The sequence below is a fragment of the Methanospirillum hungatei JF-1 genome (assembly GCF_000013445.1).
In the GTDB taxonomy this organism is placed as follows: domain Archaea; phylum Halobacteriota; class Methanomicrobia; order Methanomicrobiales; family Methanospirillaceae; genus Methanospirillum; species Methanospirillum hungatei.
Genome location: NC_007796.1, coordinates 1,471,118 through 1,484,003 on the forward strand (window position 1 = coordinate 1,471,118; position 12,886 = coordinate 1,484,003).

The following is a 12,886-nucleotide window of genomic DNA, read 5'->3' on the forward strand; positions in this document are numbered from 1 at the left end:
TATCGACAATTTTTGAAAATTTGCTAAAAATGAGCTGAATGGTTTTTAATTATTTATTTTTATATTATCTTTTTATTGCTATGTGAGCGATATGAATTTATATGACCTATTCTAACAATACCATATGAAAGTAATAACCCTGTTTGCGACATTATTTTTTTTTGCGAGTCTTGTGGTAACAGGGACTACTGTTGAAATAGACACAGACAACCCCCCTGAATGGAAAGAAGGGTATTTTCCAACGTATCCATTGGATCCACAGATTACCTGGATTGGAAATTTATCCCTGGAAGCAGGATATCCCCTTGTCGATCATGCATTTGGACCGTTTACTGAAAAAGACTGGGAGATGTATGGTGTTGGAAAAGAACATGTCATTCGAATAATTGCATACGAAAACCCACCACTCTTCCCAAACAAAACAGCATATGCGATTTATCATGAGGGGATTGAAACGATGCCATGGTTAATCGAGATGAAAAATCCGGTGACTGGAGATGATATGTTGGCTCAGGTTGCTTCAACCCCCAAGGGAAAATATAATCCTAATTTAACTCCTCATGAAAATGATCTTGCAAATAATATTGGCTGGTATGTTGTTGATGGAACACTATATCCACGAACCTGGATAAGTGGTCACTTGGCAGAAGGACAGACCTGGGTTGAGTACTGGGGGCCATTTAATCCGGACAAAGATGGATCTAAACTGAGAAAAAGAACCTATACCATATCAGAAGAACCTGTTCCTTTTGCTGGAAAAACGTATGATGGCTATAAGGTAAGAATTGTCGGACCTCATGTTATCGCAAATGTACCAGTAGAATCAGTTGAGGAATTAACCTTGGTAGACGGTATCGGAGTCACATCACGGTTATTGACGCACACTGCAACCGAACCATTTGTTAGAAATTCGTCAATCACCGGAAAACAAACAATGCCGAAAGGAACTATGATATTCCGTCATCTGGTGACGATGCACTCAATGGAGAATAAAACATCATAAATGCTTTTTTATATATTATCATTTATGAACAAATGCTAAAAAAGGAAAAACACAATAAAAGAACATACAGAATCGATCAATTATCAATTGGAAACCTAATCATGAGAATAAGAAGAATATCATGAAAATAATTTCTGTCTGTTTATTTTTTTTAGTAGGATTAAACCTCTTTTTTTTTGCCAGTGCTGACCGATTGCCAACAGAAACTGATGAAAACCAGATATTTTCTATTGATACTGAAATCAAAGCAATTGGAATAATAAGTGAGGAGAGTTCAGTTGACTGGATAATTGATTATCAGCGGTTGTTTGTGAATGGAACATACGATTATGGAAATATCCATGATGGAAAACTCAATCGAACCGAGAGCATTGCAATACTCCAATGGGATGATTCACTCCGTAGTTCTGGCGGGAGTATCGCAATGGGTAAAAAAATCTCCTATAATTCGAAAAATAAGGCATCCTCGCGATATAATCTGCAAGCTGAAAAAGTTCTGACATACCGGACAAAAGAAGGATCACATCTTTTCGGTGAGGAGTCGTGGTCGCTCGATGTTGCTGGCGACTGGGATCTGAAGCGTGAAAATATCCGATGTGTCTTCGCAGATATAGAACCGAATTATTTCCCTGCATTCTGTACCATTGTCAAAGCAGGAAGCAGCATTGTAAATCTGAACACCGGACAACTTACCACAAAAGGAGTATCTAGAGCGGTGACGTATTATGCACAATACCCGGCGGCTCTGAATTATCTCATAGCAGTCAGACCAGATTCCAGCATGAATAGTCCGGCAACGGGCACGATTAAGACAAACTTTGGAGGGGCCATTATGGAGGCAAGGAATCAGTCCAATAATGTTTCTGCTACGAATTCCTGGAAAGACTCAACAACTGCAACCGGTGGAATAGAGAAGTTCCAGAAGAAATTCACCTATGAATCGGGATTAAAAATTTGATTTATATGGAAAGGGATCATAAGAAGAAGGATCGATAAGAACCCTGATTCTATTTTTTTGAGGGCATAATAACTCGGATATCTCACAGAGCAGATTTCTTCAGGATAATTCCACTATAAAAAAGGGTTCAGGTAAGACCTCTTCCCAGGTAGATCCCAGACCCAACAAACCAGTCCTCCCCTGCCGGAAGAACATAACAGAGTTTCAGTTCATTGTTCCCCGAATCCGGATTGTAATACACAACATAAACAAATCCTCCACCCCGCTCAGCAGCTCGTACCTCCTGAGTTATTATCGGAACTCCATAGACATCAGTTAAGTTCATCCGGTTCGTACCAATAAGTTCAGGCTGATGGGGAAGAGCCAGGGTAGTCCCATCATACCCATAGGCAAAGATGTATGACCCGCCATCTGCAAAGGACTGGTTCAGGTCATTAAAGTCCATAATCGCTTGTTCCTTTCCGACCAGATCTGCATGACGGACGGCTTGTCTCACCCTGCTTATAAGGGCATCAATCTCTTCAGATCCGAATTCTGCCTGAATCCAAGGGATATATAATCCGGAGCCAATAAACCAGTCTGAATCTACCGGTTCAACATAATAGATTTTCAACTGGTTCTGAAAATCCTGATCAGGATTAGGGTAAACCCCATACATAAAGCCCCCTCCTTGCCCAGCGGTATCAATCAGGGCAGGCATGATGGAAAAGCCATTCATATCGAAAAGATCAGGCCGATCCTTTCCTAACAGTCCCTGCTGATAAGGTAGGGCGAGGGTGGTACTATTCATCGTATAAGCAAAGATATACCGATCTCCGGAGACATATGGACCTGAAAGATTGTTAAAAGCAGCACAGGCAGATTCCTGCCCTGTTGTCCGCGCAAATATGGCTGCATCCTGAACAAACTGAGTGAGATTGGTCAGGCTTGCATTCAGATTATCTGACCCTAATTCCTGGTCTTCGGCCCCCTTCTGTTTCTCTGCCTCTTCTAGGTTTCTGACGACAGCTACTCGCCATTCCTGATTATCAAGGGAAAGGGTATCCCAGATTGCCTGACGGGGGACCTGTCGGTTCGAGTTTTTATCCCAGAACGTATAGGTGACGGTTCCATCCTCATTCTCTAGTACAGCATGCGATACATTTCGCATCTCCGGGATATCATAGATGGGATCGGTCAGGAAATTTTTCCCAACCTCAAATTCATTTGTTGCATAGACCGTCATACCATCTGTCTGAAGGATAAAAACTTCATAGCCGGTCTGCTCAGTAAAGGGACCGATAACCGGTCTGAAGAACTCTTCAGGACGGATGGTAACATCAGTATAACCAAGATATTCATCGCCTTCTGAAAAAATGGGATAGCTGATAGAGATTCCATAAAATCCTTCTTCAAGGTAGAAAATATTGCTTATGACTGGTTCTTGTCTTTCGTTCGCAAAGCTGGTTTCTGGCTGATAACTCAGATCAGTACCGATAAGACCTGAAAACGTGACCGGAGCTGCAGCAGTAACGATATTATCTGGAGAAATAATAAGAGAGGAATGTCCATAGTGAACGGATTCTAACTTTCTTTCCAATACAGAGGTTGCATTTTCTCCCGATATTCCAATGGTCCGGAGAGATTCAGCACTTTTTTGGTTCTCTTCTCTGATAATTGCCAGATCATTCGATATCTCACCAGTAATTCGATCCAGTGCTGAAAGCATATCCGAAGGGGGAACCAGGTTCTGGTTTAATGAAGAATCTGGGGCAATATCATCTGCATACGCGGGATTCAGAAAGATCAATATGAGAAAGATGAGTACGGACCATCGTTTCATACTCATCCATCTTCTGATCAGGAGATAAAAACTTCGATTCAGATCACAGGGATGAAAAGGACATGTGGGCATAAATGAAGATTGAAGCCCATATCATCCGGAAAAATGAGGAGGCTCCCCATGTAGATTATAAATGATGCAGCCATTTCCATATCGTTTGGCTACCCAAAAAATTTTTTTTCCCAATTCCCTGAACGAAGGTTTTCATCATTTCACGTGCAAAGAGGGAAGTATGACGCTTGATCACAGGGAAGGATTCGTGGAATTTCAGGGGCGAAATATCTGGTTCAGAATGGATGGAGCACGTAATTCCGGGATTCCACTTCTCATTCTTCATGGAGGACCGGGTGTTCCCCATGATTACCTTACCCCCCTCTCGGCCCTCTCTGGAGATCGACCGGTCATCCTATATGATCAACTGGGATGTGGAAATTCTGATAAACCAACAGACGTATCACTGTATACCCTGGACTATTTCACGCAGGAACTTGAAGCGATTCGCCGGGCACTTGATTTGAAAGAAGTTCATATTCTGGGTCAGTCCTGGGGTACCATGCTGGCGGTTCATTATATCCTGACTATGGATCCGCAGGGAGTTCGTTCACTTATCCTATCAGCCCCCTGTCTTTCAGCGTCCCGGTGGCATGATGATCAACGTCGGTACATCAATGAACTTCCAGCAGATGTCCGGGAGATAATTCTGACAAGTGAAAGAGAGGGAACCTGTGATACCCCGGAATACCAGGAAGCGATGATGGTATTTTACCGGAAACATGTCTGCCGGATGGATTCCTGGCCCGAATGTCTTCAAAAGTCCATGGAAAAAATGGCTTTTGATGTGTATGAACATATGTGGGCCGAGTGAATATACCATAACCGGAACTCTGAAAAATTATGAGCGGGCTAATGACTTAAAAAACATAACAATACCCACTCTCTTTACGTGTGGCCGTTATGATGAAGCATCCCCAGAATCAACCACGTATTATCAGAGTATGCTCCCAGGCTCCAGAATTGTCATTTTTGAGGATGCATCCCATTCCCACCATCTTGAACAGGAGGCCGCATATCTCAATACGGTCAGGGAATTTTTGTCATCCGGAGAATGATGCTTATATTGTTCACATTCCCATGTATCATTTCCTTGGCCTTCCCTGGGAGTTCTTATTGAATCCAAAAAAAGTAATCACTTTCCGAAGGCTGCCATAAACAAAATCCGATTCACTTCATCCCGGCATTTCAGCCATCGGAACATGAGAGGCTGGGACCTCATACCAGGTCCACTCTCCGTCAGACAATGCAATTTTTTCTTTAACAGCATGAGAAAGAATGGAGAAATTACTGTTTGAACAATACACATGCGTTTTTGGTATTGATGCAATCGTTTGGGGATCAAATACAATTCTCTACATAGGGGGGATCCGGGACAAAACCCGCGTATGATGAGGGATCCTGACCGCCTGAAAGCATCATATCATAAAGCGATTGTCCGGATTCCGGGTATGCTGCATCAATATAGACCAGGTGGGAGATTTTTTCAGGCATTCTGGCTGCAACCCCAGTTATGATCATCCCTCCATAACTATGACCGACCAGGATAATGGTATCCAGATCATGCTCATGAACAAGCGAACAGATCTGGGTTATATGATCAGTGAGGTTGGAAATCTTCTCATCTCCAAGGGTGGGAGCATATCCCTGAATGCCCTGATCAGCAAGGGCAGATAGTGCTGTATCCCAGATCCTACCTCCCATCAGGCCATCGGAAGTATGTACCGGATCTCAGGTGGTGCGTTCATTCCAGGCCTCTGTGGATATATTCCCCCCATGAACACAGATGAATGATACCATATTGTCTCCTGTATGCATTCAATGATGCCTTCAGTTATATAAATCGGTTTTGATTCCCCGATTATATTCAAAATTTCCCATCGGATTATTTTCATGTGGAAACCTGAATATCAAACACTGAATATGGGGAAGAGAGTGAGTGAGTGATGGCACTTGATTATGAGAGAGGACCATCTGGCATGAAAAAAACAACCTGATTTCAGAAATTGGGTCAATGAACCATAGATATAGTGCTCATTACTAATGAGAAACGATATATCATTTTACTAATTAGTAATTAGTATGGTTTCTAAGGAGCTTCTGAGACATCTGGTTCGCCAGCAGAAGACACGGATTGATCAGAAAGATGATTCAGTTCGCCGTAATATCCTTGATCAGCTCCTTAATTCGTTTGAGGATAACCGGGTAATCATTCTTACCGGTATTAGGAGATGCGGGAAATCAACGCTCCTGAAACAGATCATGCAGACAAAATCCACTCCTGTTATGTGAATTTTGATGATGAACGACTCCTTACATTTCCTGCAGAAGAGTTCGAAATTCTAAACGAAGTTCTGATAGAGGTATATGGACCATCTGATATCTATTTTTTTGATGAAATCCAAAATATTGCCGGTTTTGAGACATTCGTGCGGCGGCTTTTCGACGAGGGAAAAAAGATAGTTATCACCGGTTCAAACGCATCCCTTCTCAGCAGGGAATTTGGAACCAGGCTCACAGGGAGATATAAACTCTTCGAAATATTTCCATTCTCTTTTGCTGAATACCTCTGCTTTCAAAAGGTAAACGTGAGAAAGGACTCCCTGTACATACCAAATGAACGGGTCACCCTGATTACATCATTCGCAAAATATGTTGAGAATGGTGGAATGCCGGAATATCTCATTCATTATGACCCTGAATATATTAAAACACTCTATGATAATATCCTGTATCGGGACATTATTGCCAGGTATGCAATTCGGAGACAACGACTCATTCGTGAACTCGTGGGAATTCTGATATCGAACATCTCACTCCCCTTTACGTATAACTCACTTAAAAAAACTCTGGGGCTGACAAATGCCATTACAGTCAAGGAATACATCACCTACCTGCATAGTGCGTACATTTTCTTTGAACTGTCTCGATTTGATTATTCAGTAAAAAAACAACTCAATTCACCAAGAAAATGCTATTGTATTGATACTGCATTTGGGATACTTGGGGGTTTCTCACTTTCACCTAATAAAGGGTGGCTTTTAGAAAATATTGTCTATGTGGAGCTGCTTCGACGCGGAATGGACGTGTATTATTTTCAGGAAAAACGAGAATGTGATTTTATCACAAAAGATGGCCCACATATTACTGGAGCACTTCAGGTATGCTTCGAACTGACGAATGAAAACCGGGACCGGGAGATTGGAGGGATATTGGAGGCTATAGAATTCTTTGGTTTAAAAGAAGGGTTTATTCTGACCAACGATGAAGAGGATCTTCTGGTAATGGGTGAGGTTAGAATAATTATTATGCCAGTCTGGCGGTGGCTCCTGAACTATATTCCCGAGTAAAAAAGAATGGATCTGTTATCCTTTCTATTACCGCCCCAATTATATAACAGGTTATTTCAAGTCCATTTCATGTCCCGGTATTCATCGAATGCCAGAGGGTTCATCATTCACTCTTTGAACACCATAATCTATCACTTACCAATCAAATATCGATATAAATAACTTGGATATTAACTCATTTACTAAGCAGCAATCATAACAGTTATAGCACATGGTCGAATTTTAAAATTTTCTATGCATAACATGAATGAAAAATTGAGATTCAAGATTCGCGATTTATTGCTTTTCGCGTGAAATTTATACACGCTCTCCATGAAGATGATGTTCCATTTTATTTTGCCAATAATAAGGGGGAAAAATTGACAGAAGAGATTGCTTTTGATAAAAACAATGATGAATCCTATGGAATTAGCTCATTGGAGATTATATCTCCAAATGTTGCTCTCAAAACACTTGACAAATCAACTTTTTTTGCAGGTGGCCTAGCAATACCTAAAAAGTCGTATAAATATTTTGGAATTGAAAATTTACAATCAAATCAGAGAAAACCAACCACAATAATCTATAGAAATAAAAAATTTGAAGCATATTTTACTGCACAAAAAAGTTACAAGGCTTTACAATATTATAACGACTTCATGGTAGAAATAAGAAACAAATATCCCTATGCTGCGAAAAAATTAAGAGAATATCGAGGGAAAATTGACAACGGCCCAAAAATGGAAATTACCATAAATCTTGAAAAAAATGAATTGAACATTGACTTCATTGGAGATGATATTATGAATGATTACATCCCCTTTTCTTCAGAAGACTTTTTAAAACTTTTTTCAGACATTAAAAAGTTCGTTGCGCAATCTCATTCGCATGATCTTACCACAAAAAGTTATATTGAATATTTTGGAGAATTCCAAGTAACAAAATCATTTGGACAAGGAACTCCTGCTAAGGTTTCATGGTTATCACTAAGTGTTTCTTCAGAACAACAGAAGCGATATTTTGTTTCTTTTTATTATGATAAATTCGGTAAACTTTTTCTTGTTCTAGGCATTAAAGAAGACATCCAAGAAAAATACGATTGGCCTAGCGATATTCAAAAAATTTATCCAAGATTTTCTGACATTAATGTATCTGATGCAATAGCAAATCGATATCCAAAATCAAGAATTTTCAAAGAATTCTCTGTTGATATTAAAAATATTGATACCTCTTTAGAGGCTCTCAAAGAGGATATAGAGCAAAGCCTCTCTAATGCCCTACAATTATTATTTCAGGTTATTAATAGCAGTGAAAAACCTAAAATTATTTGGAGATTGTCTCCGGGTAAAAAGGGAATTTATTGGGAAGAATGGAGAAATGCGAATATTTGTTCTTTAAACATACCTGAATACAAACCATATTTCAATGAACTGGACCAAATAACTGACAGGGACTCATTTAAAACTCGCTTGAAAGAATTAGCAAGAATAGTTCATCCTGAAAATTCAAATTTTGATCTCTCTATTAGTCACCAAAATACAATTTGGTCTTATTTTCATGAAATGAAAATCGGAGACACTATTATCGCATCTACTGGAAAAAGTAGAATATATGGCATTGGAACAATAAAATCGAATGTCTTATTTCAAGATTCTGAAGATTGTCCTGTGATTAGAGAAGTGCATTGGGAATATGATGATCTAAATATTCCGATCCCTTCAGAAGTAAGTGGTAATTTTCTTAGTGCGTTAAATAAACTATCATTAGATGATTACTCAAAAATTATTACATCTATTGAGAGCGGTTTTTCTACTAATCTAGATTCAATAATTCAGTTATTAGAGAGAAAGGGACAGATTATACTTTATGGGCCTCCTGGAACTGGAAAAACTTATTCGGTTCAATCATTAATTAAAAAAACAGCATCAACACCCTATATATCAACTACAAAGGATTATGGAAATATCCAATTCTTTTGGCTAATTACCTATAAAGACAAATATGACGATATTTCTACGATAAATTCTAAATCAATTTACACCTATCAATGGAAATCAAATTATAATTATTCCAAATATTTCTACATGATTAATGAGGGAGACTATTTTGCAATTTACCTTTGGGATGAGAATAAAATTATTGGATATGCAAAATGTATCAAAAAAGATGAAGAATCTTTTCAATATCAATTTATCACCTTACTTGATGGACCGAAATATGGAATACTTAAGTCAGATCCTGAATTTAGCAAAGGAAAGATAATCCGCACCAAAGGGAATGCACGCATCACCATATTAGAGAATGAAGAATTTGAAAGACTCATTTTCCTTTCTGGAATAAAATATGAAGAATTAGGAATCAAGATAACTGGAAATGAAATTATTCAATATCCTTCAGAGTTCATTACATTTCATCAATCATTCTCCTATGAAGAATTTATTGAAGGCTTACGACCCATAACCGATGCGGATGGCCGGATCAGTTATTCGGTGAAAGAAGGAATATTCAAGGATTTATGTAGAACTGCATACAACACCTTACTTACGCTTGCAAACATTGATAAAAGGTGGAATGAAGATCAGGACGTTCCACATCTGACTGATGAAGAGACTCAATATGCACTTTCTCTCGCACCAAAAGTCCCATTTTACCTTGTTATCGATGAGATTAACCGGGGAGATATCTCCAGAATCTTTGGCGAACTCATCACATTGCTTGAAAAAGATAAACGCTTACTTGCCCCACATGAGATCACGACAAAACTTCCCTCATCCCGGACGAGATTTGGAATCCCCCCTAACCTTTTCCTGATCGGAACGATGAATACCGCTGACAAATCTATTGCCCTCATTGACATCGCATTACGGAGAAGATTCGGATTTATTGAAATGATGCCGGATTATGATCTCCTCTATCGGACCTTATCCAGCGATGATGAAAGTCTTCTTGAAGTATATTCCATCGCAATTGCACTCCTTCGAACAATCAATCAAAGGATTCTTGAAGAGCATGATAGAGAGCACCAGATAGGGCATAGTTTCCTCCTGAAACTCAAAGATGCCAGGACAAGGGACCAGGCTATATCAGAATTGTCCATGATCTGGTATCATGAAATCATCCCCCTCCTCCATGAATATTTTTACGATGCTCCCAGGAAATTATTCAAGGTCATAGGACCTGAGTTTATGAAGTCAGATCCAAAATGCATCTACTTTTACCCGGAAAAAGAAGGTGAATCCTTCCTGTCTGCATGCAAATCGATCTCAAAGGGTTATGATCTGAATGGGTTATCCTCCACTGACGCTCTTTGAATGGGTGGAATATCCGGTCACCATTGGATCCCACCCAAAGATTACTGATGGAGTTCTAACTCTTCCCCAGGAATTTTTTGATATTCTGGATGAATGTGATCCAAAGCAGCAAATATTTGCAAGAACGACAAAAACGCTTACCCCCATCAATATGGTAGGAGTAATTCGGATTGGTGACGTAACTATCCAGATTTTACCAAAGTTATTTCGCGACCATCTGAATGAGCATAAAGGGACCATATTTCGAAACCTTGCAGTCATGCTCAGTTATACCAATCTCAAACCCTTATCGAGCGATCTTACATCCATGGATCAGGAGGATATAGACATGCTTGAATTATTCCTCCGGATCTTTTCAGAGCAACTCCACCATCTTCTCTTTCGGTGTCAACACCGGCAATATCTGAACAGGGATGAACATCTGAAGTTTATTAAGGGTCGAATTCAGGTCAATAAATATTGGAATCCCGCACAGTTGGAGAGAATTCCCTGCACTTTTAAAGAACTGACACAGGATACTCTTCTCAACAGGATCTTTAAGTTTTGCGCCACTCTGATGTCCCGGCACACACAAAATGAGGAGACGAAGGAGCATCTAAAGGGAATTTTACAGATCCTGGAACCAGTTACGTATACTCATGTTACCTCATCAGAAACCAGATTCGTCATTCTTGACCGGTTGACAGAACAGTTTGCCCCTTTGCTCCGGTTTTGTGAGATTTATCTCAGGCATAGCACCATTACCTTACAGGCATCACAGGTTGAGATCTTCTCTCTTCTTATCCCAATGGAAAGAGTCTTTGAACAATTCATTTCAGGAGTTTTATCAGAGCAGTCACACCTCCTTCCTGAAGGAGCAACTGTTTATTCACAATACCCAGGGGGACATCTCGCTCAAACCCTTGACGGAAGAGGTATTTTTGAATTGAGGCCTGATATCTTTATTGATCATCCTCGCATTCCGGTCATCATTGACACGAAATATAAAATGCCTAAAAAATCATCTTCGAATTCTGGTATTAAACAATCCGACATTTACCAGATGTTTGGATATGGAGCGAAAAAGAATGTTCCAGCCCTGATGCTCCTCTACCCGGACATTGGAGAGAAAATTGATATTGACTTGGAATTTTCATATGACAATTGCCGGTTATCTGCATTATTGATACGGTCCATAACACTGACGTATGATCTCGCTGACCCAGTGCAATGGGAAATGTGGTTAGAGGAACTGAGAGGAATTATGCATGATATGTATGATCGGGCTTCCCACTATGCACAGGTGGATACATCAATTCCAGTCCAGATCCATGTATGACATGAAATCCTATTGACCACGATTAACCCATAATTTTTACAGATTTTTACTTTTTTCCGCAATCATCTCAATCTCAACCAGTGCCCCTTTCGGAAGGCTCGCCACCCCAACCGTTGATCGTGACGGAGTTTCATTTCCCATATAGCCGGAATATATCGCATTCACCGTCGGAAAGTCAGAGATATTCGTCAGGTAGATATGAGTATTGACAACATCATCAAACTCCAGCCCTGATACAGCAAGAATTGCCCGGAGGTTTTTCATAACCTGATGAGTCTGATCCTCTAATGTATCCAGGAGAACTCCCGTCTGTGGATCAATCCCGATCTGACCTGATGTATATTCATAATCATTCACGGCAACCCCCTGACTATACGGCCCGATTGGTTTTGGAGCCTGATCGGTGTAGATAGTCTCCTTATGTGGCATATTGATCAGTACCATAATCAGACTCATAAGAACCATTCCAAGGATAATACATGCAATTGCGAGCAGGAAAGTATTTTTATCGTTTTTCAAATCCATAAAGAATGTCATATTTCTTTCATAATATACATACTCTGTCACTCAAGAACCATGCAGAAATGATGTGAGTATCATCATATCAGAAAACTCATCATGAAAAGGGATTTATCTACCGGACTGAAGATTTTCAGTTCATTAGGAGTGGAGAAGGGAGTACCACAGAAAAGACTATCTGGATGCATCGGGATCAATACTATGATTGATTGTTTCATTGCCATAATTGTGTATACGAACCAATCAACCAAACCAGGGGAATAAAGGTAATTCCATGAATTATCAGGATCAATCCGGTATTGACGGGATCAAGACAGACCATCTCCTGTAGAAAGATCCGGTAAAACACAGCACCCCGGTATACCGAAAGCAGCACAATGATAATGCTTAACAGATGGAGAATACCCGGAACCCTGTACCACCCAGTGGTCAAAAATGGATTCTTTGAATGTTTCTGGTGATACCACAGGAGCATTGATTAAGAATTCCCAAAAGCCAGGAAAGAAAGACGAGAGGCGAAAGATTGAATTTGAAGACCTCAACCAAAGAATACATGAAAAGGAGACAGATTAAAA

General features: G+C 39.9%; 10 protein-coding genes and 1 pseudogene. 8 read left to right on the forward strand and 3 right to left on the reverse strand.

The features are described 5' to 3' along the window. Positions 1–124: 124 nt before the first annotated feature. Both MHUN_RS06785 and MHUN_RS06790 read left to right on the forward strand, forming a co-directional pair. Complete coding sequence (locus MHUN_RS06785; protein ID WP_011448312.1) at positions 125–1,003, forward strand: hypothetical protein; 879 nt, start codon at positions 125–127, stop codon at positions 1,001–1,003. A gap of 121 nt (positions 1,004–1,124) precedes the next feature. Next, entirely contained in the window at positions 1,125–1,961 is an 837-nt protein-coding gene (locus tag MHUN_RS06790) for a hypothetical protein (RefSeq protein WP_011448313.1), read from the forward strand. A 127-nt stretch (positions 1,962–2,088) separates the two neighbouring features. On the opposite strand, the gene MHUN_RS06795 is transcribed toward MHUN_RS06790, so the two are convergent. After that, positions 2,089–3,783 (reverse strand): cache domain-containing protein, encoded by a 1,695-nt coding sequence (locus MHUN_RS06795; RefSeq protein WP_048067854.1) that lies wholly within the window; start codon positions 3,781–3,783, stop codon positions 2,089–2,091. 232 nt (positions 3,784–4,015) lie between these two features. Here MHUN_RS06795 and MHUN_RS06800 point away from each other — a divergent pair, with 232 nt between their 5' ends. Together MHUN_RS06800 and MHUN_RS19195 are read left to right on the forward strand one after the other, a co-directional pair. Beyond that, the gene (locus MHUN_RS06800) at positions 4,016–4,648 is read left to right on the forward strand and encodes a proline iminopeptidase-family hydrolase (protein ID WP_204223042.1); all 633 of its coding nucleotides are present in this window, start codon (positions 4,016–4,018) and stop codon (positions 4,646–4,648) included. Beyond that, positions 4,626–4,892 carry a hypothetical protein gene (locus MHUN_RS19195; protein ID WP_204223044.1) on the forward strand — a complete coding sequence of 89 codons (267 nt, stop codon included), beginning with the start codon at positions 4,626–4,628 and terminating at the stop codon, positions 4,890–4,892. The genes MHUN_RS06800 and MHUN_RS19195 overlap by 23 nt, the downstream gene beginning before the upstream one ends. Positions 4,893–5,175: 283 nt before the next feature. Here the strand turns inward: MHUN_RS19195 and MHUN_RS18640 are convergent, their stop codons facing one another. After that, positions 5,176–5,538 carry an alpha/beta fold hydrolase gene (locus MHUN_RS18640; RefSeq protein ID WP_011448315.1) on the reverse strand — a complete coding sequence of 121 codons (363 nt, stop codon included), beginning with the start codon at positions 5,536–5,538 and terminating at the stop codon, positions 5,176–5,178. 378 nt (positions 5,539–5,916) lie between these two features. Between MHUN_RS18640 and MHUN_RS19990 the strand changes: the two are divergent. The 4 genes and pseudogenes from MHUN_RS19990 to MHUN_RS06820 form a co-directional block, all read left to right on the forward strand. Then, positions 5,917–6,344 (forward strand): annotated as a pseudogene (locus tag MHUN_RS19990) (AAA family ATPase); the annotation flags it as partial. A gap of 159 nt (positions 6,345–6,503) precedes the next feature. Next, on the forward strand, positions 6,504–7,184 hold the full coding sequence (locus tag MHUN_RS19995; RefSeq protein WP_394296014.1) for an ATP-binding protein: 681 nt from the start codon (positions 6,504–6,506) through the stop codon (positions 7,182–7,184). A gap of 290 nt (positions 7,185–7,474) precedes the next feature. Next, positions 7,475–10,474, forward strand: a complete 3,000-nt coding sequence (locus MHUN_RS17375) for an AAA family ATPase (RefSeq protein WP_011448316.1) — start codon at positions 7,475–7,477, stop codon at positions 10,472–10,474. Continuing rightward, positions 10,446–11,792 (forward strand): McrC family protein, encoded by a 1,347-nt coding sequence (locus tag MHUN_RS06820; RefSeq protein ID WP_048067346.1) that lies wholly within the window; start codon positions 10,446–10,448, stop codon positions 11,790–11,792. Before MHUN_RS17375 ends, MHUN_RS06820 begins: the two co-directional genes overlap by 29 nt. 36 nt (positions 11,793–11,828) lie before the next feature. On the opposite strand, the gene MHUN_RS06825 is transcribed toward MHUN_RS06820, so the two are convergent. Then, positions 11,829–12,317: a RidA family protein gene (locus MHUN_RS06825; RefSeq protein ID WP_204223046.1), complete on the reverse strand. Its 489-nt coding sequence runs from the start codon at positions 12,315–12,317 to the stop codon at positions 11,829–11,831. Between the last annotated feature and the right edge of the window lie 569 nt (positions 12,318–12,886).

What these genes read in the sequence shown, in the direction of transcription:
- MHUN_RS06785 (WP_011448312.1), top strand. Translation starts at nt 125, where the DNA reads ATGAAAGTAATAACCCTGTTTGCGACATTATTTTTTTTTGCGAGTCTT.
- MHUN_RS06790 (WP_011448313.1), top strand. Translation starts at nt 1,125, where the DNA reads ATGAAAATAATTTCTGTCTGTTTATTTTTTTTAGTAGGATTAAACCTC.
- MHUN_RS06795 (WP_048067854.1), bottom strand. Translation starts at nt 3,783, where the DNA reads ATGAAACGATGGTCCGTACTCATCTTTCTCATATTGATCTTTCTGAAT.
- MHUN_RS06800 (WP_204223042.1), top strand. Translation starts at nt 4,016, where the DNA reads ATGACGCTTGATCACAGGGAAGGATTCGTGGAATTTCAGGGGCGAAAT.
- MHUN_RS19195 (WP_204223044.1), top strand. Translation starts at nt 4,626, where the DNA reads ATGAACATATGTGGGCCGAGTGAATATACCATAACCGGAACTCTGAAA.
- MHUN_RS18640 (WP_011448315.1), bottom strand. Translation starts at nt 5,538, where the DNA reads ATGGGAGGTAGGATCTGGGATACAGCACTATCTGCCCTTGCTGATCAG.
- MHUN_RS19995 (WP_394296014.1), top strand. Translation starts at nt 6,504, where the DNA reads ATGCCGGAATATCTCATTCATTATGACCCTGAATATATTAAAACACTC.
- MHUN_RS06820 (WP_048067346.1), top strand. Translation starts at nt 10,446, where the DNA reads ATGGGTTATCCTCCACTGACGCTCTTTGAATGGGTGGAATATCCGGTC.
- MHUN_RS06825 (WP_204223046.1), bottom strand. Translation starts at nt 12,317, where the DNA reads ATGGATTTGAAAAACGATAAAAATACTTTCCTGCTCGCAATTGCATGT.